The 20,092-nt window shown below is 61.5% G+C and carries 15 protein-coding genes; 11 read left to right on the top strand and 4 right to left on the bottom strand.

The window, feature by feature from the left end; genetic code table 11:
• The first annotated feature begins 49 nt into the window (after positions 1-49).
• The 4 genes from AC3WJW_RS25025 (at position 50) to AC3WJW_RS25010 (ending at position 4,580) form a co-directional block, all read left to right on the top strand.
• The gene (locus AC3WJW_RS25025; protein WP_493727814.1) at positions 50-1,249 is read left to right on the top strand and encodes an MFS transporter; all 1,200 of its coding nucleotides are present in this window, start codon (positions 50-52) and stop codon (positions 1,247-1,249) included.
• Positions 1,250-1,581: 332 nt separating this feature from the next.
• Positions 1,582-2,289 carry an HPP family protein gene (locus AC3WJW_RS25020; protein ID WP_493727813.1) on the top strand — a complete coding sequence of 236 codons (708 nt, stop codon included), beginning with the start codon at positions 1,582-1,584 and terminating at the stop codon, positions 2,287-2,289.
• Between the two features lie 290 nt (positions 2,290-2,579).
• Positions 2,580-4,043, top strand: coding sequence for a nucleobase:cation symporter-2 family protein (locus tag AC3WJW_RS25015; protein WP_493727812.1), 1,464 nt, complete (start codon positions 2,580-2,582; stop codon positions 4,041-4,043).
• A 66-nt stretch (positions 4,044-4,109) separates the two neighbouring features.
• Positions 4,110-4,580, top strand: coding sequence for an LEA/WHy family protein (locus AC3WJW_RS25010; RefSeq protein WP_116579330.1), 471 nt, complete (start codon positions 4,110-4,112; stop codon positions 4,578-4,580).
• A gap of 27 nt (positions 4,581-4,607) precedes the next feature.
• Here AC3WJW_RS25010 and AC3WJW_RS25005 read toward each other — a convergent pair whose 3' ends face one another.
• Together AC3WJW_RS25005 and pssA are read right to left on the bottom strand one after the other, a co-directional pair.
• Complete coding sequence (locus AC3WJW_RS25005; protein WP_493727870.1) at positions 4,608-5,624, bottom strand: AraC family transcriptional regulator; 1,017 nt, start codon at positions 5,622-5,624, stop codon at positions 4,608-4,610.
• A 396-nt stretch (positions 5,625-6,020) separates the two neighbouring features.
• On the bottom strand, positions 6,021-7,364 hold the full coding sequence (gene pssA, locus AC3WJW_RS25000) for a CDP-diacylglycerol--serine O-phosphatidyltransferase (RefSeq protein WP_493727811.1): 1,344 nt from the start codon (positions 7,362-7,364) through the stop codon (positions 6,021-6,023).
• Between the two features lie 216 nt (positions 7,365-7,580).
• Here pssA and AC3WJW_RS24995 point away from each other — a divergent pair, with 216 nt between their 5' ends.
• From AC3WJW_RS24995 to AC3WJW_RS24985, 3 genes are all read left to right on the top strand, one after another.
• Entirely contained in the window at positions 7,581-8,144 is a 564-nt protein-coding gene (locus AC3WJW_RS24995; RefSeq protein WP_493727810.1) for a TetR/AcrR family transcriptional regulator, read from the top strand.
• A 55-nt stretch (positions 8,145-8,199) separates the two neighbouring features.
• Positions 8,200-8,676: a nuclear transport factor 2 family protein gene (locus AC3WJW_RS24990; RefSeq protein ID WP_493727809.1), complete on the top strand. Its 477-nt coding sequence runs from the start codon at positions 8,200-8,202 to the stop codon at positions 8,674-8,676.
• Between the two features lie 191 nt (positions 8,677-8,867).
• Positions 8,868-9,647 carry a TSUP family transporter gene (locus AC3WJW_RS24985; protein WP_493727808.1) on the top strand — a complete coding sequence of 260 codons (780 nt, stop codon included), beginning with the start codon at positions 8,868-8,870 and terminating at the stop codon, positions 9,645-9,647.
• Here AC3WJW_RS24985 and nudC read toward each other — a convergent pair.
• Both nudC and AC3WJW_RS24975 read right to left on the bottom strand, forming a co-directional pair.
• Positions 9,615-10,445 (bottom strand): NAD(+) diphosphatase, encoded by an 831-nt coding sequence (gene nudC / locus AC3WJW_RS24980; protein WP_493727807.1) that lies wholly within the window; start codon positions 10,443-10,445, stop codon positions 9,615-9,617. The two genes, AC3WJW_RS24985 and nudC, sit on opposite strands and share 33 nt — an antisense overlap.
• A gap of 6 nt (positions 10,446-10,451) precedes the next feature.
• Complete coding sequence (locus AC3WJW_RS24975) at positions 10,452-11,264, bottom strand: crotonase/enoyl-CoA hydratase family protein (protein WP_493727806.1); 813 nt, start codon at positions 11,262-11,264, stop codon at positions 10,452-10,454.
• Between the two features lie 559 nt (positions 11,265-11,823).
• On the opposite strand from AC3WJW_RS24975, the gene glgA reads away from it, so the two are divergent.
• The 4 genes from glgA to AC3WJW_RS24955 are packed head-to-tail and all read left to right on the top strand — an operon-like array spanning position 11,824 to position 20,082.
• The gene (gene glgA / locus AC3WJW_RS24970; protein WP_095967073.1) at positions 11,824-13,407 is read left to right on the top strand and encodes a glycogen synthase GlgA; all 1,584 of its coding nucleotides are present in this window, start codon (positions 11,824-11,826) and stop codon (positions 13,405-13,407) included.
• A 12-nt stretch (positions 13,408-13,419) separates the two neighbouring features.
• Complete coding sequence (gene treZ / locus AC3WJW_RS24965) at positions 13,420-15,219, top strand: malto-oligosyltrehalose trehalohydrolase (RefSeq protein WP_493727805.1); 1,800 nt, start codon at positions 13,420-13,422, stop codon at positions 15,217-15,219.
• Positions 15,212-17,290, top strand: coding sequence for a 4-alpha-glucanotransferase (gene malQ, locus AC3WJW_RS24960; RefSeq protein WP_493727804.1), 2,079 nt, complete (start codon positions 15,212-15,214; stop codon positions 17,288-17,290). Before treZ ends, malQ begins: the two co-directional genes overlap by 8 nt.
• Positions 17,287-20,082: a malto-oligosyltrehalose synthase gene (locus AC3WJW_RS24955; protein WP_493727803.1), complete on the top strand. Its 2,796-nt coding sequence runs from the start codon at positions 17,287-17,289 to the stop codon at positions 20,080-20,082. Before malQ ends, AC3WJW_RS24955 begins: the two co-directional genes overlap by 4 nt.
• Positions 20,083-20,092 lie beyond the last annotated feature (10 nt).

The raw sequence follows: 20,092 nt of genomic DNA, 5'->3' as shown, positions 1-20,092 counted from the left end.
AGCAACGACCGGGTGTCCGACTGCTAGAGTAACGCTGGCCATTGGACTGATGCCGGCCCGATCGAATAAGGACATTCACACCGTGACCCGTTACTCCCCCCTCATCCGCCGCCTGCTGATCTGCTCGCTGACCATCGTCGTCAGCCGCGCCATCACCAGCCCGTTACTCACGCTGTTCGTCAGCGACAAGCTTGGCCTCGACCAACAGGACGTTGGTCTGCTGCTCGGCATTGCGGTGTTCGTCGCCACCCTGCTCTCCCTCTACGGCGGCTACATCATCGATCGCTTCGAAAAACGCCGCTTGCTTGTGCTGTCGATGGCGTCCAGCGCGGTCGGCCTGGTGTTGCTGACCTTTGCCGAAAACCTCTACCTGACCACGATCACCCTGATCGTCACCGAAACCGCCTCGGCGCTGTTCCTGATCGGTTCGAAAGCGATCCTCAGCGACAACCTGCCCGTGGGCCAGCGGGCCAAGGCGTTTTCCTTGAGCTATACGCTGACCAACATTGGCTACGCTGTCGGGCCGATGCTTGGCGTGCTGATTGCCGGTGCCTTTGCCAGTGCGCCATTCCTGATCGCGGCGGCCATCGCTTTTTTCAGTATTTTCCTGATGACCGGCATTCCCGCGGATCCGGCCAAGGTGCCTCTTGCCGGTCAGGCACAGAGTTTTCTGAAAACCCTGATCACCCTGAAAAACGACCGCACCCTGATCATGTTCACCGCCGGTTGCCTGCTCAGCACCGTGGTGCACGGGCGATTTACCTTCTACCTGTCACAATACCTGCTGGTGACCAGTAATCCCCAACACACCATGGAAATCATGGCCGCCCTGCTCGCCTGCAACGCCATCAGCGTGATCCTGTTGCAATACCAGGTCGGACGTTTTCTCAAACGTGAACAATTGCGCCAGTGGATTGTGGCCGGCACCGGCCTGTTCATCCTCGGCCTGATCGGTTTCAGCCTGGCGGACAGCCTGGTGAGCTGGTGCGTGGCAATGTTCATCTTCACACTGGGTGAAATCATCATTTACCCGGCCGAGTTTCTCTTTGTCGACACCCTGGCTCCGGAAGAACTGCGCGGCAGTTACTACGGCGCGCAAAACCTTGCGGCACTTGGCGGCGCGGTGAGCCCGGTGATTTGCGGCTTCATGCTGATGCACACCCCGGCGCCGACGATGTTTTATGCCTTGAGTGCACTCGCAGCGCTGGGCGGCCTGCTCTGCTACATGAGTGGCCGACGGGGTAATTAAAAGCAAAATTAATGCACTGAAAGCTCATTAATATGAATTTGTCAGTGGCTGGATTGAACGGCACACTGTGCCTGTTCCTCCCCCAACAGTTGGAATACCTTCAAGGGCTTTCTGGGTTTCCCAGCTAAGCCCTTTTTTTAGGCTCTTCACTGGCTTGTCACACGGTCCCTTGTAGGAGCCAGCTTGCCAGCGATGGTCGTTAACGATAACGCGTGTGAACTGGATAAACGCGGCGCACTTGAATCCATCGCCAGCAAGCTGGCTCCTACAGTTCCCGCGATTGCGTGAAAAACTTTTTTTACCTCGATTTTTTCTGCCGGAGTTTTCTCGGAATGCTTGCCCGCTGGTTGCCCGTTGCCATCAACACCCGCCCCACCGAATGGAGCCGCGCCGCCATCGGCATGGCCCTGGGCACGCTGCTCAGCGTCTGGCTCTGTAGCCAGGTGTTTGGCATTGAGGTGGCCCAGCACCTGATCGGTCCGCTGGGGGCCTCGGCGGTACTGTTGTTTGCCGTGTCTTCGGGAGCGCTCGCACAGCCCTGGTCGATTCTGGGTGGCTACTTGTGCGCCGGGGTGATTGCGCTGCTGGTGGCCCATGTGTTGGGCCGAACCCTGGGGAGCGCCTGTCTGGCGGCAGGCATGGCGGTGTTGCTGATGTGTTGCTTGCGCTGCCTGCATCCACCGGCCGGGGCATTGGCCCTGACCTTGGTGCTGGCCGACCCGGTGACCATTGCCATGGACTGGAAAGCCATTGAGCCGGTCATGCTCAGCGCAGCGACGATGCTGCTGTGCGCCCTTGCCTACAACAATCTGACCCGCGTTCGTTACCCCAAGGGCAGCAGCGAACCGGTCGTCATGATCCCGGCCGATCACCCGCCCGTCGACAGTCAGGCCATCACCGCCGAAGACCTGAAACTGGCGCTGGCGGACATGGAAGCCTTCTATGACGTCACGCCCGAGGACCTCGAACAGCTGATCCAGGCCAGCCAATTGCACGCCAAACGCCGCAGCGTCGCCGAGGTGTTCGCCCCGCGTCCGTAAGCCCCTGATCTGGTGCAATGCTGTTCACTTAAGAGATAGAGCGAACAATAACCAAGCTGTGGCGAGGGAGCTTGCTCCCGCTGGACTGCGCAGCAGTCCCATTTTTAGGGCCGCTTCGCGCCCCAGCGGGACGGTGCGGCGATCCGACAAGCTCCCTCGCCACGGATACAGTGTTCGTCCTTAAGTGAACAGCATTACTGTTCTGGAGGATCTTTTGCCGTGGCCGGGCGGTTCTGGCATCCTGCGCCTCCATTTTCTGACCCGGCCCGCCTTCTGGCACGCAAACCACCATGACCGCCTCCGAAAAAGCCCCCGCGCCACCTAACAATGACCTGATCTACGGCCTCGATGACCGTCCGCACCTGACCGCCACCGTCTTCGCCGCCCTGCAACACGTGCTGGCGAGTTTCGTCGGCATCATCACCCCGACGCTGATCATGGGCAGCGCCCTGGGCCTGCAAAGTGAAATTCCCTATCTGATCAGCATGGCGCTGTTCGTCTCGGGCCTGGGTACCTTCGTCCAGGCGCGACGCTTTGGCCCGGTGGGCTCGGGCCTGTTGTGCCTGCAGGGCACCAGTTTCTCGTTCATCAGTGTGATTCTCAGCGCCGGCTTCATGGTCAAGGCCCGGGGCGGCGGCACCGACGAGATTCTCTCGACCATCTTCGGCGTGTGTTTTTTTGCCGCGTTCATTGAAGTGGTGTTGAGCCAGTTCATCGGCAAACTGCGCATGCTGATCACCCCGGTAGTGACCGGGACGATCATCACGCTGATGGGTTTGTCGCTGATCAAGGTGGCCATGACCGACATCGCCGGCGGTTTCGGCGCCCAGGACCTGGGGGCTGCCAGTCACCTGGCCCTGGCGGCGCTGGTGCTGGGAACCATCGTGGTGTTGAACCGGGTAGACGTGCCGTTTCTGCGCCTGGGGGCGATTGTCATCGGCCTGACCCTCGGTTACGGGGTGGCCTGGCTCATGGGCCAGGTGGATTTCAATGGCCTGCCCGACGTCCCGCTGATGAGCGTACCGGTGCCTTTCAAGTACGGTTTTTCCTTTGACTGGGTGGCGTTCATTCCGGTGGCGGTGATCTTCCTCGTTTCGCCATTGGAGGCCGCCGGTGACCTCACGGCCAACTCGATGATTTCCCGGCAACCGGTCAAAGGCCCGGTATACATACGCCGGATCAAGTCCGGCCTGCTCGCCGATGGCCTCAACTCGGCCATGGCGGCGGTGTTCAATAGCATGCCGATGGTCACCTTCGCCCAGAACAACGGGGTGATCCAGCTCACGGGCGTGGCCAGTCGCTACGTGGCGTTTTTCATTGCCGGTTTGCTGGTGGTGCTAGGCCTGTTCCCGATGATCGGCGCGGTACTGCAATTGATGCCCAAACCGGTACTGGGCGGCGCGGAGCTGGTGATGTTCGGCACCGTCGCCGTGGCCGGGATCAAGATTCTCGCCGAGGCCGGCCTGCATCGGCGCAACATGCTGATCGTGGCGATTTCCATCGGCATGGGCCTGGGGGTGGCCGCCGTGCCGGAAGTCTTGCGCGAACTGCCCAAGGCCCTGCACAACATTTTCGAATCGCCCATCACCGTCGGCGCGCTGTGCGCTATCGTTCTTAATATCTTCCTGCCTGAGGAGTTCATCGAGCTGGAAGAGGACGAATTCGATCCGGAGGCCTCCGTGCTTCAGGTGATGCAGAACCCCGATGTGACCACCAGGGATGAACCCGCAAAGGCTGCGGTGGTCGCACCGTAAAACCGCCGGACGGGCTCAGGGGCTGAGCCGGTGGCGGCACAGCCCTTTTCAGATGAGAGCACGTCCATGCGCAGCGTTCACGCGGTCCTGATTTCCCTCCTGCTCTGCCTGGGCGCCTGCTCCTCGCTGCCCAATCGAGACCCGCTGAAAATCAACGTCGTGGGTATCGAGCCCCTGCAAGGCGAGGGCATGGAAGTACGCTTTGCCGTGACAATCCGCGTGCAGAACCCCAATGACTACAACCTCACCTACAGCGGCGTCGCCCTGGACCTGGACATCAACGGCCAGCCATTCGCCTCTGGCGTCACCGATGAGAGAGGCGAGATCGGGCGTTTTTCCGACACGGTCGTGAGCGTGCCGGTCAGCGTTTCGGCATTTTCGTTCATCCGCCAGACCTATGGCATCAGCCAGATGAAAACCCTCAACAACATGCCTTATATCCTGCGCGGCAAGCTCTCGGGCGGGCTGTTCAACACGATGCGTTTCGTCGACAGCGGCACCCTCAATCTGCCGGGGTCGACCACTGGCAGTCGCTAGCGAGAGAGGGTCAGGCTGGCGCTGAATCTACTCGACGTCATTGAGAATCAGGCTGCGGTAATGCCCCGGATTTGACCCCGACCACTTGCGAAAGGCCTTGTAGAACGAACTGACGTCAGCAAACCCGAGCCGCGTGGCGATTTCACTGAAGCTGATCGCCGGCTCGGCCAGCCAGACGATCGCCAGCTCCTTGCGCACGCTGTCCTTGAGTCCTTGATAGGTTTGCCCTTCTTCGGCCAGCCGGCGGCGCAAGGTCGATGCCGACATGCACAGGCGTTGCGCCAGAGCCTCGGTTTCCGGCCATTGCTCGGCCGGCAGGTGACGCAGATCGTGCTTGATACGACTGGCCAGGCTCTGCGGATCACGGTATTTCACCAGGATGTTCGCCGGCGCGTGGGCCAGGAATCGCTTGAGTTCCTCGGGGCTGCGCTTGATCGGCAAATCCAGGCAATCGGCGGAGAAAATCATCCGCGTACGCGGTCGGTCGAAACGCAGGTTCTCGGAAAACATCACCTGATAGTCATCGCAGAAATCCGGCTTCGAACAGCGCAGTTCAATGGCCAGAATCGGAATCCGCCGCCCTGCCAGCCAGCAGGCGACGCCGTGGACGATCATCCAGTAGGTGAAATAGGTGAAGGCCCGCCGTGGCTCTTTATCGTCTTCGAGCAGGACGATTTCCGCCAGGCTTTGCTGACGCACCAACTGCGCCGGCAGGTGTTCGAGGATCAACGACAGAAACGCCAGGCCGCCAGCCAGCCCCGCCGCCACGTTGGGTTGGAGCATGGCGCTGCGACACAGGAATGCGAAGCTGCCGGATTTGAGTTTGCGTGGGTCCATGCCAAAAAACTCATCGTCCCCGCGCCGTGCCAGCAGCCGCCACAGGCGCGCATAAGCGGTGGCTGGAACCCGGCCGCCGGAATTGCCCAACAGCTGCGGGTCGATGCCAACCTTGATCAACACCTCGTCCTTGTCGATGCCTGGCGCGCAGCTTTGCAACAGTGCTTCACGCACCAGTTGGATGGAGATGGTGTCTTTTTCCGACATGGATTGCGGCAAGCCCTGTTCTTGTTCGAGTGGGGGGCATATTAGCTGAAACCGCCCATTGAACGCAGATCCCCTGTAGGAGCGAGCTTGCTCGCGATGGAGGTGAACGATGATGCGGGGAGCCTGACACCCCGCGGTGCCCTCTGGTTTTTCGCGAGCAAGCTCGCTCCTACAGAGCCCGCGGCCATCCATGGCCGGCGGCGGCTTACCCGGCATCCATGCCGAACCGAAACGAAGCCTCTCGAGGGGGGGCAGGAAGATCAAAAGCCAAACGAGCAAGATCAAAGGATCGCAGCCTGCGGCAGCTCCTACATTGACCGGGTACACCGCCAATATCGTGGACGGACAAAATCCCTGTAGGAGCTGCCGCAGGCTGCGATCTTTTGATTTTAATCTTTAAAGAATCCGGTACAGCAGCCGCTCGATCCGCACACGACTCACGCGCTTGAGGAACTTGGCCACGCCCATCGGGTATTCGGCGAGGGTTTCCAGGTTCTGGAAGTGCTCGATTCGCCGGGTGTGCTGGAAGATCTCCGCCAGTTCCTGACGGCGCGGCTCCAGCCATTCACCGTGCGGATCATCGATCAACAAGGCGTTTTCCAGATCGAGCCGGAACGCCCGCGGGTTGAGGTTGTTGCCGGTCAGCAAGGTATAGCGCCGGTCGATCCACATGCCCTTGAGGTGATAGGTGTTGTCACCATCACGCCACAGGTGCAGGTTCAACTGACCGCTGTCGATATTGCGCTGATGACGCTTGGCAAACCGGCGCAAGCTGATTTCGTACAGGTACGGCAGCGCCGAAATGACCCGGAACGGTTCGCTCGGCGGAATGTAGAAGTCATTGGCCGTCTTGTCGCCGACCACGATGTCGATTTTCACCCCACGGGCCAGCGCGCGGTTGATCTCGCGGATGATCGCCAGCGGCAGGTTGAAGTACGGCGTGCAAATGGTCAGTTGCTGCTGGGCGCTGGCGATCAGCTCGCAGATCACCCGGTTCAGCGGATTGTTCTTGCCGACGCCGAGCAACGGGCTGACGGACAGACCGGTCCGGTCGGTAGAGCCTCGCGTGGTGTCGTACGCCGCGTGCTTGAGCCGGCTGCGCAGGTCGCCGATGTCATTGCGCAGGCTGCGGGTGGTCGGCAGGTTCGGCAGGTCGAGGCGGTGCACCGCTTTGGAGGCCACCAGGCCGTGCTGCACCAGGTGCTGCATCGAATCAGCCAGTTCGCGATTGTGCAGCACGTGATAGCGGTCGTAGCGGTACTTGTCGAATTTGTGCAGGTAGACGTTGTTCAGGCTCGCGCCGCTGTAGATCACGCAGTCATCGATCACGAAGCCTTTGAGGTGCAACACACCGAACAGTTCGCGGGTTTGTACCGGGACGCCATAGATCGGCACAACGCTTTCGTGGGTGCGGGTCATCTCCTGGTACCAGGCCGAGTTGCCCGGTTGCTTGCCGGCACCGATCAGGCCGCGCTGGGCGCGCAGCCAGTCGACGACCACCACCAGGTCCAGTTCCGGACGGGCCAGTTTGGCCGCGTGCAAGGCATCGAGAATTTCCTGGCCGGCTTCATCCTGTTGCAGGTACAGCGCAACGATGTAAATGCGCCGGGTCGCGCTGGCGATTTGCTCAAGCAGGCAACGACGGAATTCGGCAGCGCCGGAGAGGATGCCGACGGCATCGGCCGTCAGCGGAAAACTGCGCAGCTTGGGCAGCAGGGAGCGTTTGAAAAGCGACGGCATAGGGCTCGCAATGGGTCGAATCCGAAGAACCTGAGAGCTTACACCATGCAAAGGTTCGGGTCTTGTTACCGTCTGTAATGTCCCCTTCGCGAGCAGGCTCGCTCCCACATTGAAATGCATTCCCCTGTGGGAGCGAGCCTGCTCGCGAAAACCATTTCTCAGGCACCGCAAAAATATAGATTGACCATGGAGAACGATCGTTCTACTGTTAGCCACATGAACGAAATCAATAGCAATGACACACGCGACATCATTCTGGATGTCACCGAAAAGTTGATCTACAAAAGTGGCATTGCCGCCACTGGCATGGATCTCCTGGTGAAAACCGCCGGTGTCTCGAGAAAAAGCATCTACCGCTACTTCGCCAACAAGGACGAACTGGTCGTGGCCGCCCTGCAACGCCGCGATCAGCGCTGGATGCACTGGTACCGCAGCGAAGTCGGCCAGGCCCAGACCCCGGCCGGGCGGCTGCTCAACTTGTTTACCGTACTCAAGTCGTGGTTCGCCTCCGAAGGCTTCCGTGGCTGCGCTTTCATCAACACCAGTGGCGAAACCGGCGACCCGCAAGACCCGGTGCGACTGGTCGCCAAAGAACATAAACAGAAACTGCTCGACTACGTGTGCGAGCTGTGTACCGAACATGGTGCCGAGGATCCGCAGGGGCTGGCCAGACAGCTGCTGATCCTGATCGATGGTGCCATTACCGTGGCGCTTGTAACGGGTGATCACAGTGCCGCCGATAATGCGCAATGCATGGCGCGGAAGTTATTGGACCTGTAGCAACCTGATCAAGCTCGACAATTGTTTTAACTTTAACTTGATACGGAGACTTGAAATGTCTAATGCCGAAGTTCGTCCGCCATTGCCCCCTTTCACCCGTGAATCGGCCATTGAAAAAGTTCGCCTGGCTGAGGATGGCTGGAACTCCCGTGATGCGGAGCGCGTGTCCCTGGCCTACACCCTGGACACCCGGTGGCGAAACCGCGCCGAGTTCGCCTATAACCGCGAAGAAGCCAAAGGCTTCCTGACCCGCAAATGGGCCAAGGAGCTGGATTATCGACTGATCAAGGAACTCTGGGCCTTTACCGACAACCGCATTGCCGTGCGTTATGCCTATGAATGGCACGACGACTCGGGCAACTGGTTCCGCTCCTACGGCAACGAAAACTGGGAGTTCAACGAGGACGGCCTGATGGCCCGTCGCTTCGCTTGCATCAACGACATGCCGATCAAGGAAAGCGAGCGCAAGTTCCACTGGCCGCTGGGACGTCGTCCTGACGATCATCCGAGCCTGTCGGATCTGGGCCTGTAATTTAAATCCACACTAATCACCTGTGGGAGCGAGCTTGCTCGCGATAGCGGTGTGTCAGCCAACATTTATGCTGGATCTGACGGCCTCTTCGCGAGCAAGCTCGCTCCCACAATGGTTTTGTGTTGTGCAGGTGGTTAAGATGCTGCCCTTCCCCGCAGCCTCTTTCTGCACCCGCCGAATAAGCCGATCTCATGCCTTTCGAACTCAGTGTTGACCTCTCCACCCTGGCCATCCTGGCCCTTGTCGCTTTTGTTGCCGGTTTCATCGACGCCATCGCCGGTGGCGGTGGGCTGTTGACCACCCCGGCCCTGTTGACCGCCGGCCTGCCGCCGCACCTGGTGCTGGGCACCAACAAGCTCAGTTCGACCTTCGGCTCGGCGATTGCCAGTTTCACCTTCTACCGACGCAAGCTGTTCCACCCCGCGCAATGGGTGCACGCCATCGTCGGTACCCTGGTCGGAGCGTTGACCGGTGCGGTGGTCGCGCATTACCTGCCGGCGGAATGGCTGAACAAAATGCTGCCGGTGATCGTCTTCGCCTGCGGTGTCTATCTATTGATTGGCGGCACGCCGAAAGCGCCGCTGGACAGCGACGCACCGATCAAAAAAACGTGGCAGTCGACCCAGGGCTTCAGCCTCGGTTTCTATGACGGCGTCGCCGGTCCCGGCACGGGTGCGTTCTGGACCGTGAGCAGCCTGCTGCTCTACCCCATCGACCTGGTGAAGGCCAGCGGCGTGGCGCGCAGCATGAACTTCGTCAGTAACGCGGCGGCGCTGTCGATCTTCATCTTTTCCGGTCAGGTGGACTGGGTCATCGGCCTGTGCATGGGCTCGTCGTTGATGGTCGGCGCCTTCTTCGGCGCCCGCACCGCCATCAGCGGCGGCGCGAAATTCATTCGTCCGGTGTTCATCACCGTGGTACTGGGCCTGACCGTGCGCCTAGCCTGGCAGCACTGGTTCAGCGTGGCCTAAGCGCCGCGCCACGTAGACATCGATCAGGTAACGGGCAATCGAGCGCGACGCCGGCAACGGCGGCAGCGCGTGTACGTTGAACCACTGGGCGTCCTCGATTTCATCTTCCTGGCAGACGATCTCGCCACTGGCGTATTCGGCATGAAAGCCGAGCATCATCGAGTGCGGGAACGGCCAGCACTGGCTGCCCATGTACTGGATGTTCCTGACCTCGATGCTCACCTCTTCACGAACCTCGCGAATCAGGCAGTCCTCGGCCGATTCGCCCGGCTCGGCGAACCCCGCCAATGTGCTGTAGACACCGCTGACAAAACGCGGTGAGCGTGCCAACAGCACTTCATCGCCTCGGGTGACCAGTACGATCATGCTCGGCGAAATCCGTGGGTAGCTGCGCAGATCACATGGCTGGCAATACATCGCCCGTTCGCGCGGTACCTGGTTCATGGCCTGACCGCAGTTACCGCAAAAGCGGTGCTCACGGGCCCAGGTGCCGATCTGTGCGGCGTAACCGAGCACCTTGTAGACCGTGTGATCGCCTTCGAGCATGAACGCCCGCAAGCCCTTCCAGTTGCAGCCCGGCACCTCGCTGTGACTGCGCAGCTCCAGCAGATAGACCGGCTCGCCATCGAGATGACCGATACCGTGTTCGGCGAGAATCGACAGGTCCTGACGCTTCAACCATTCCCGTGGAAACAGGGCGCCATTGTCATCGAACAGAAAGCCTTCGGGGCTGCGCGCGACGGCCCAGCCGCCGGGTTGGTCGGTGTCCAGTACTGCGGTGGTCCAGCGAGGAATCATGGTTAATCAATCCAGAAATTCGGGTTTCTGTTTGCTCATATGGGCGGCCATGGCCACGCGCAGATCGGTGGATTGCAGCATGGCGGCGTTCCAGGTGGCGATGTATTCGAGGCCGTCATCGATGCGATGGTCACGCATGTAGCTGATCATCTCCTTGGTGCCGGTGACGGCGATCGGCGACTTGCCGGCGATTGCGTAGGCAATGCCCATGACGCCGTCGAGCAGACTGTCGTTGTCGCTGTAGACGCGATTGACCAGGCCCATGCTCCGCGCTTCGTCGGCGCCAAAGGTGCGTCCAGTGTAAGCCAGTTCGCGCAGCATGCCGTCACCGATGATCCGCGGCAAGCGTTGCAGCGTGCCCACGTCGGCGGCCATGCCGATGTCGATTTCCTTGATCGAGAACTGTGCGTCCTCGGCGGCATAACGCATATCGCACGCAGCAATCAGGTCGATGGCGCCACCCAGGCAGTAGCCCTGAATCGCCGCAAGCACCGGTTTGCGGCAGTTGTCGACGGCATTGAACGACGCTTGCAGGGTAAGGATCTTGCGCCGCAACAGGCGCGCATTGCGGCCGACGTCCTTGCCCAGCTCATTGGCCACACCGGCCAGCATCATCAGGTCGATACCCGAGGAGAAATGCTTGCCTGCACCGCTGAGGACCACCACGCGCACTTCATCGGTGTCGTCGATCCACTGGAAGATCTCGACGATCTCGCTCCAGAACGCAGCGTTCATCGAGTTGATCTTCTCCGGCCGGTTGATCTGCACATGGGCGATTTTATCGACCAGTTCGACGTTGAACGCGCTGTACTGAGACATTCCATTGATCCTTTTGCGGGCAGAAAACGAGGCCCGAACTATAACAAGGCATCGCGACCGGCAGTAAGGCAGCGGTTCAGCCAAATCCGGGACTGAGCGCACGCACCTTATTGGTGCGCGAGCGCTCAATCACGTCGCACATTCATGTGACCGCCCGGTGACTTTTTGCGGCAAAAACGCAAAAAAACATGCACTTCGTCGGGGCGTTTGCACCTTCATCAGGCACGTCCGTACCGTTACAAACCGATTGTCGAACAATTTTGCCATTGGCCCTTTACCGCTCTAAGTTCTGGCCTAGACTCATTTTCTCAAAGTGAAACCGGTCGGTCACAAAGTGGAAAAACAGTCGAAACTTTTTCCATTCCCGATCGGTCCTCTGACAAGAAGGTGCGTTGCGACTGGTGCAATCTTTGCAACGGCTCATTCACCCCTTTTGCTTCGAAGCATCGGGCAGCGCTTGCTCACTGATGCGCAGCGCTTTTGCGCCCGGCCACGGGAATTGGCCATGAAACACCGTTTGCCAGACCTAAGAATTAGATCAACAGCACGGGAGATTCATATGATCAGTACGGCTTTGGAAATACAGGGAGAACGTGCTCATCAGGTCGGCGAATCGAGCGCCGTAACTGCCGCGAACACCCAACCCGTCAGCGTGCCCGGCACCAGGACGCTGACCCCGGCAGCCCAGCAGAATCCGAACCGTAAGAAAGTGTTGTTCGTGACCTCGGAAATTGCCGACCTGGTGAAAACCGGTGGCCTGGGCGACGTTTCCGCGGCGCTGCCACGGGCTATGGCCCATCTGCACGATGTGCGGGTGTTGATCCCGGGTTACCCGCAGGTGCTGCACAGCGAGAACCCCATTCATATCATCGGCGAGCTCGGCGGTCATGCCGCGTTGCCACCGTGCAAGATCGGGCGCATGGACATGCCCGATGGTCTGGTCATTTACGTACTGATCTGCCCCGAACTCTACGAGCGCGAAGGTTCACCCTACGGCGCCAACAACGGCCGCGACTGGCCGGACAACCATATCCGTTTCGCCCGCCTGGGCCTGGCGGCGGCCGATATCGCCGCCAACCTCGCACAAATCCACTGGTGCCCGGACCTGGTGCACGCCCACGACTGGCCGGCCGGCCTGGCCCCGGCCTACATGCACTGGCGTGGGCAGCGCACGCCGACGCTGTTCACCATTCACAACCTGGCCTATCAAGGCGTGACCAGCCTGGGCTCGTGCCCCGAACTGGGCATTCCCCATCACGCGCTGCAACAGGAAGGCATGGAATTCTACGGCAAGATGTCGTTCCTCAAGGCCGGCATGGCCTATTCGAGCCACATCACCACCGTCAGCGCGACCTACGCCCAGGAAATCACCACCCCGGATTTCGGCTGCGGGCTCGACGGTTTTCTCGCCGCCAAGACCCAGCAAGGCCTGCTCAGCGGGATTCCCAACGGCATCGATGAAAGCTGGGATGCAGCCACTGACCCGCACCTGTTCTGCCCGTTCGAAATCGGCGACTGGGATGGCAAGGCGGTGAACGCCGCCCATGTGCGCGAGCTGTTCGGCCTGCAAGACTCCGAAGGGCCGCTGTTCGCCGTGGTGTCGCGCCTGGTCTACCAGAAAGGCCTGGACCTGACCGAAGCGGTCTCCGAGTACATCGTCAAATCCGGTGGCCAGATCGCGATCATCGGCCGTGGCGAGCCGGAAGAAGAACAGTCGATGCGCGAACTGGCCCTGCGTTTCCCCGGGCAGATCGGCGTGCGCATCGGCTTTAACGAAACCGATGCCCGGCGCATGTTCGCCGGCAGCGACTTCCTGCTGATGCCTTCGCGTTACGAACCCTGCGGCCTGAGCCAGATGTACGCCCAGCGCTTCGGCTCATTGCCGGTGGCGCGCAATACCGGTGGCCTGGCCGACACCATCGAAAACGGCGTGACCGGCTTCCTGTTCGATGAATCCACTGTGCAGAGCTACCAGGAAGCCCTGAGCCGCGCGTTCAAGGTATTTGCCTTCCCCGACCTGCTGCACGCCATGCGCTGCCGGGCCATGGCAGCGCCGTTCAACTGGTGCAAGGCGGTCGAACCCTACGCCGAACTCTATGAACAGCTTGTGGCAAAAGCGTTGGGGAAATCGAACAAACAGTAAGAGGCTTTCAAGATGCCGTTACGGACCCTTGAGACCTGGCCCCACGGCGCAATCATGCTGGACGCAGAGCACACGCAATTCGCGTTGTGGGCGCCAGATGCGTTTTACGTCAGTGTCGAACTGGAACATGGACAGTCCTTGCCGTTGCTGCCCCAGGCCGACGGCTGGTTCGTGAGCAACACCCGATGCGCGGCGGGCACGCGTTACCGCTACAGCATCGACGGCGAACTGGAAGTGCCCGACCCGGCTTCCCGTGCTCAGGACGGCGATATCGACCGGCACAGCGTGGTGGTCGATCCGCTGGCCTATGCCTGGCAGCACAGTGCCTGGTCGGGACGGCCGTGGAACGAAGCGGTGATCTACGAACTGCATGTCGGGGCCCTCGGTGGCTTCAGTGCCGTCGAGCAGCATCTGGCGCGCCTGGTCGAACTGGGCGTCACCGCGATCGAACTGATGCCCATCGCGCAGTTTCCCGGTGAGCGCAATTGGGGCTATGACGGCGTGCTGCCCTACGCACCCCAGGCTTCATACGGATCACCCGAGCAGCTCAAACACTTGATCGACACCGCCCACGGTCATGGCCTGGCGGTGATTCTCGACGTGGTCTACAACCACTTCGGTCCGGACGGCAATTACCTGCATCGTTATGCCAAGGGCTTCTTTCGTGAAGACAAACAGACGCCGTGGGGCGCGGCCATCGACTTCCGCCGTCGCGAAGTACGGGACTTCTTCATCGAAAACGCCTTGATGTGGCTGCTCGAATACCGTTTCGACGGTTTGCGTCTGGACGCGGTGCACGCCATCGAAGATCCGGATTTCCTCCAGGAACTGGCGCAACGGGTGCGCCAGCAGACGGGACCGGCGCGCCATGTGTGGCTGATGGTGGAGAACGAGCATAACCAGGCCGGCCTGCTCGAGCAGGGTTACGACGCGCAGTGGAACGATGACGGCCACAATGCCCTGCATGTGTTACTGACCGGCGAAACCGAGGCCTATTACGCCGACTACGCGCACAACCCCACCGAACAACTGGCGCGCTGCCTGAGCCAGGGTTTCGTGTTCCAGGGTCATGTCAATCGCCATGGCGTGGCACGCGGTGAACCCAGCGGGCACTTGCCACCCGGCGCCTTCATCCTGTTCCTGCAGAACCATGACCAGATCGGCAACCGGGCCTTCGGCGAGCGCCTGCATCAACTCGCCCACCCGCAAGCGCTGCAGGCCGCCACGGTGTTGCTGCTGTTGTCGCCGATGATTCCGCTGCTGTTCATGGGCGAAGAGTTCGCCGTCGAGCAACCCTTCCTGTTTTTCACCAGCCATCACGGTGAGTTGGCCAAGTTGGTACGGGACGGCCGGCGCAACGAGTTCGCGGCATTCAGCGTGTTTGCCGATCCACTCCTGCGCGAGCACATTCCTGACCCGAACGATCCGCAGACATTTGCAGCGTCCCGCCCTGTCCTGCCTTCGACCGGCCATACTGAGATGCACGACCTGTATTGCCGGCTGTTGCAGATCCGTCACCGGCTCCTCATCCCCCGCTTGCCGGGCACCCAGGCACTGGGGGCTGACGAGCTGGGCGAAGGCGCGGTCAGTGCCGCCTGGCGCCTGGGCGATGGCAGCGAGTTGCGCATTGACCTGAACCTCAGCGACAAGCCCGTAGTCCACACCTCACAGACCGGTGCCGCGCGGTTGTTCGAATACCCGCCAAAGAGCGCCGATCTGCTGGACCAGGGCACCCTTGCCCCGTATTGCGCGCTCGTCAGCCTCGCCGCCGCAGCCCCTATGCCACTTCGTATGGAGAGCGTCCATGAGTGATGCGCAACTGGAAATTCTGGCCAGCCGTGCCGGCCTCGCGGTCGACTGGATCGACGCCAATGGCCGCCCGCAAAAAGTCGCACCTTCCGTGTTGCGCAATGTGCTGACCGGCCTGGGTCACCCGGCGGGCAGTGCCCAGGAAATCGACGCCAGCCTGCTGGAATTGCAAGCGGTGCAACAGACCCATCACTTGCCGCCATTGATCACCGCCGATGTCGGGACCGGCCTGGATCTGGCGCGTTATTTCGAGCCTCAAACCCCTTGTGAAATCCACCTTGAAGACGGTTCGCGGCTCAACCTCAAGCTGGACGCCAAATCGGTGCTGCCGGGGCTGGTACCGGTCGGCTATCAACAGGTCAGCATCGACGGACAAACCTTCACCCTGGCGGTGGCCCCATCGCGTTGTTACAGCGTCGCCGATGCCGTGGATAACCCGATCCCGCGTGCCTGGGGCCTGAGCGTGCAATTGTATGGCTTGCGCCGCCCCGGCGACGGCGGGTTTGGTGATACTCAGGCGCTGGAGGACCTCGCCCGGGTGGCCGGTGAACGTGGCGCCGAGGCCCTGGCGATCAGCCCCTTGCATGCGATGTTTTCCAATGACACCCAACGCTACAGCCCGTATTCGCCGTCCAGCCGTCTGTTTCTCAACAGCCTTTACTGCGCCCCCGGCACCATTCTCGGCGAGCGCGCCCTGCGTACCGCCATCGATGCCACCGGGCTGGCCATTGAGCTCAAGGCGCTGGAGGAGCGTCCGCTGATTGACTGGCCGGCCGCCGCCGAAGCCAAGCATCGGCTGTTGCAGTCGCTGTACGAAGGTTTCGTCCAGGGTGAACATCCCTTGCACGAAGACTTCAGCAGTTTTCGTCACGCCGCCGGCGAAGCGCTGGAAAACCACTGTCGCTTTGAAGCCATACAGGAAGCACGCGCCGCCCGGGGTGAAGGCCTCGACTGGCGGCAATGGCCCGAAGCCTGGCGCAACCCACGCAGCGCCGAACTGGCGGCATTCGCCGAAGAGAATGCCGGGCGCATCGGCTTCTTCGCCTTCTGCCAGTGGCTGATTACCCGCTGCCTGGAACGCGCGCAAACCGCCGCCCGCGCCAGCGGCATGAGCATCGGCCTGATCGCCGACCTGGCCGTCGGTGCCGATGGCGGCGGCAGCCAGGCGTGGAGCCGTCAGGACGAACTGCTCGCGTCCCTCACCGTCGGTGCGCCACCGGATATTCTCAACCGCACTGGCCAGGGCTGGGGGATTTCCGCGTTCTCCCCTGAAGGCCTGGTGCGCAATGGTTTCCGGGCGTTCATCGAAATGCTGCGGGCCAATTTCGCCCATTGCGGTGGCTTGCGTATCGATCACGTCATGGGACTGCAGCGTCTGTGGGTGATCCCCAACGGCTCGCCACCGGCCGACGGTGCCTACCTGTATTACCCGGTGGACGACCTGTTGCGCTTGTTGACCCTGGAATCCCATCGGCACCAGGCCATCGTCCTCGGCGAAGACCTCGGCACCGTGCCGGACGGCCTGCGGGAAAAACTCATCGCCCGTTCGATGCTCGGCATGCGGGTACTGCTGTTCGAGCAGGACAACACGCACTTCAAGCCGATCCTCGACTGGCCGGACAACGCCCTGGCCACCACCAGCACCCATGACCTGCCGACCCTCAACGGCTGGTGGCATGGCCGCGACATCGACTGGAACGCCCGGCTCGGCATGGTCGATGCCAGCGGTGAGATCGAATGGCGCCAGCATCGCGAGCGCGAGCGCGAGGGCTTGCGCCGGGCATTGAGCCAGGACCCACAGAACTTCCGCGAAGAGTCCCACGAAACCGACCAGGTGCTCGACGCCAGCGTGCGTTTTCTCGGTCATACCCGAGCCCCCTTGGTGCTGTTGCCGCTGGAAGATGCCCTTGGCGTGGAACAACAGGCCAACCTGCCCGGCACCATCGACACCCACCCGAACTGGTCGCGCCGCCTGCCGGGTTACAGCGAAGCCCTGCTCGATGGACCGGATGCCGCGCGGCGCCTGGAACTGCTTGCCTGTGCGCGACTGCAGGCGGCCGAGCGTGACCGATGACTCCACAACCGACCCGCCCGCTGCGCGCGACGCTGCGCCTGCAATTTCATAAAGGCTTCACGCTGGAAGACGCGGTGCCGCTGGTGCCGTATTTCGCACGCCTGGGCATCAGCCATGTCTACGCCTCCCCGCTGCTGCGTGCCCGAGCCGGATCGATGCATGGCTATGACGTGGTGGACCCGACCAGGGTCAACCCGGAACTGGGTGGCGAAGTGGCGCTGCGCAACCTGGTCAACGCCTTGCACGAGCAGGACATGGGGTTGACCCTCGACATTGTCTCCAACCACATGGCGGTCGGCGGCGCTGACAATCCCTGGTGGCTGGACCTGTTGGAGTGGGGACGCCTGAGTCCCTACGGCGAGTTTTTCGACATCCAGTGGCACTCTCCCGATCCGTTGATGGAAGGCCAGCTGCTCCTGCCGTTCCTGGGCAGCGATTACGGCGTGGCGTTGCAGGACGGCACGCTGCCCCTGCGCTTCGATGCCTGGCACGGCAGCTTCCATGTCGAGCACTACGAACATCGCTTTCCCATTTGTCCCTGGGATTACGGCGAACTGCTCAAGACCGATGCAGCGCTCGATACCGAGCAGGCCGAACAACTGAAAAACCTGGCCGATCGCTTCAGCACCCTGAGCTACCAGACCGACGCCCACAGCCTGGCCATACCGCTGAAGGCGGAACTGCGCGATCTGGTCAGCGATCCGCTTATTGCTCAAGCCATTGAGCAACACCTGAAGCACTACGACTCACTGACCGACGAAGGCTTCCAGCGCCTGCACAACCTGCTGGAGCGCCAGAGCTATCGCCTCGCCAGCTGGCGCACGGCCGCCGATGACATCAACTGGCGGCGCTTCTTTGATATCAATGAACTCGGCGGACTGCGCGTCGAGCGCCCCGCGGTGTTCGAAGCCACCCACGCGAAGATCTTCCAACTGGTGGCCGAGGGGCTGATCGACGGGTTGCGCATCGACCACATCGACGGCCTCGCCGACCCGCGAGGCTACTGCCGAAAGCTGCGGCGTCGGGTCGACAGCCTGTCCAAAGGGCGCCACCTGCCGATCTTTGTCGAAAAAATCCTCGGCGAAGGCGAGTCTCTGCACCTCGACTGGTCGGTGGACGGCACCACCGGTTATGAATTCATGAACCAGCTGTCACTGTTGCAACACGACCCACGGGGCGCGCAGGCACTGGCCGAACTCTGGCAGCGCCACAGTGAGCGGCCCGCTGACTTCTCCCAGGAAACACAGCTGGCCCGCCAGCAAATCCTCAACGGTTCCCTGGCCGGCGATTTCGAAAGCGTCGCCCAGGCCTTGCTGCAAGTGGCCCGGGACAATCTCATGAGCCGTGACCTGACGCTCGGCGCCATTCGCCGGGCGTTGCAGGCGCTGATCGTGCATTTCCCGGTGTACCGCACCTACATCAGCCCCCTCGGCCGGACAAGCCAGGACGAGGTGTTTTTCCAGCAGGCCATGGACGGCGCCCGCCAGACACTGGGCGAGGCAGACTGGCCGGTGCTCGATTGCCTGGCCGACTGGCTCGGTGGTGAGCCCTGGCGGCAACGCCCGGCCGGTCGCCAGCGCAAACGCCTCAAGCACGCCTGCGTACGTTTCCAGCAACTGACCTCGCCAGCCGCGGCGAAAGCGGTGGAAGACACCGCGTTCTATCGTTCGGCCGTCCTGCTTTCGCGCAATGACGTGGGGTTCAGCACCGGGCAGTTCAGTGCGCCGGTTGCCGACTTTCATCGGGCCTGCATCGAGCGCCTGGAAACCTTCCCGGACAATCTGCTGGCCAGCGCCACCCACGACCACAAGCGTGGCGAAGACTCACGCGCGCGGCTGGCGGTACTGAGTGAGCGCAGCGGCTGGTACAGCGAGCAGATCGGCCTGTGGCGCGCCCTCGCCCGGCCCTTGCGCCAAGACGATCAAGTGCCGTCGGCGGGCGATGAGTTGATACTGTACCAGGCGATCCTCGGCAGTTGGCCACTGGGTTTGGCTATCGATAATCCGCCGGCGCTGGAGGACTACGCAAAACGCCTCTGGCAATGGCAGCGCAAGGCCCTGCGCGAAGCCAAGCTGCAAAGCAGCTGGAGCGCGCCCAATGACGCTTACGAGCAAGCGACCGAGGACTTTATCCAGCGCCTGTTGCTCAGCCCCGAAGGTGAGCTGCTGCGTGCGGCCCTCGCCAGGGCGGCCCGTTCGATTGCCGCCCCCGGTGCCCTTAACGGTTTGGCGCAAACCTTGCTGCGCATGACTGTGCCCGGCGTGCCGGATTTGTATCAGGGCAACGATTTCTGGGACTTCAGCCTGGTCGACCCGGATAACCGTCGCCCCGTGGATTACGCCAGCCGCCAGCAGGCACTGCAGCACGCGGTAGACCTGCCGGACCTGTTGTCGAACTGGCAGGACGGGCGCATCAAGCAAGCCCTGGTTGCGCGTACCCTGGGCCTGCGCGCCGAACATGCCGAGCTGTTTCGGCGTGGCACTTACCAGACCCTGGAGGTGCTGGGCAGCGAGGCCCATCGAGTGCTGGCTTTTGTCCGCGAACGGGAGGGAGAACGCGCCATTGTGATTGTGCCGATACGCTGTGCCGAACTGCTGGAAAACAGTGCCATCCCCGAGGTCCACGCGCCGCTGTGGGGCGATACCCGGGTCAAATTGCCGTTCACCGTTGCAGACGAACATCTGAAGGGACTTTTTACCGGCATCACAGTCACACAACACAGAGAGCTGCTGATCAGCGCCGCGCTGGGGGATTTCCCGGTCAATCTCATTATTCAAACTAACCACACTTGAGTTCAGTTCA

Source organism: Pseudomonas sp. GW821-FHT07G06, from assembly GCF_058986625.1.
Note: the sequence above shows the minus strand (reverse complement) of the source record. Positions and strands in the feature narration are given on the sequence as shown.

Bases quoted from the DNA above. Each gene is read 5' to 3' on its own strand.
- AC3WJW_RS24990 (WP_493727809.1), top strand. From the start codon at position 8,200: ATGTCTAATGCCGAAGTTCGTCCGCCATTGCCCCCTTTCACCCGTGAA.
- nudC (WP_493727807.1), bottom strand. From the start codon at position 10,445: ATGATTCCTCGCTGGACCACCGCAGTACTGGACACCGACCAACCCGGC.
- AC3WJW_RS25010 (WP_116579330.1), top strand. From the start codon at position 4,110: ATGCGCAGCGTTCACGCGGTCCTGATTTCCCTCCTGCTCTGCCTGGGC.
- AC3WJW_RS25020 (WP_493727813.1), top strand. From the start codon at position 1,582: ATGCTTGCCCGCTGGTTGCCCGTTGCCATCAACACCCGCCCCACCGAA.
- AC3WJW_RS24955 (WP_493727803.1), top strand. From the start codon at position 17,287: ATGACTCCACAACCGACCCGCCCGCTGCGCGCGACGCTGCGCCTGCAA.
- AC3WJW_RS25015 (WP_493727812.1), top strand. From the start codon at position 2,580: ATGACCGCCTCCGAAAAAGCCCCCGCGCCACCTAACAATGACCTGATC.
- malQ (WP_493727804.1), top strand. From the start codon at position 15,212: ATGAGTGATGCGCAACTGGAAATTCTGGCCAGCCGTGCCGGCCTCGCG.
- glgA (WP_095967073.1), top strand. From the start codon at position 11,824: ATGATCAGTACGGCTTTGGAAATACAGGGAGAACGTGCTCATCAGGTC.
- AC3WJW_RS25005 (WP_493727870.1), bottom strand. From the start codon at position 5,624: ATGTCGGAAAAAGACACCATCTCCATCCAACTGGTGCGTGAAGCACTG.
- treZ (WP_493727805.1), top strand. From the start codon at position 13,420: ATGCCGTTACGGACCCTTGAGACCTGGCCCCACGGCGCAATCATGCTG.
- AC3WJW_RS25025 (WP_493727814.1), top strand. From the start codon at position 50: ATGCCGGCCCGATCGAATAAGGACATTCACACCGTGACCCGTTACTCC.
- AC3WJW_RS24995 (WP_493727810.1), top strand. From the start codon at position 7,581: ATGAACGAAATCAATAGCAATGACACACGCGACATCATTCTGGATGTC.
- AC3WJW_RS24985 (WP_493727808.1), top strand. From the start codon at position 8,868: ATGCCTTTCGAACTCAGTGTTGACCTCTCCACCCTGGCCATCCTGGCC.
- pssA (WP_493727811.1), bottom strand. From the start codon at position 7,364: ATGCCGTCGCTTTTCAAACGCTCCCTGCTGCCCAAGCTGCGCAGTTTT.
- AC3WJW_RS24975 (WP_493727806.1), bottom strand. From the start codon at position 11,264: ATGTCTCAGTACAGCGCGTTCAACGTCGAACTGGTCGATAAAATCGCC.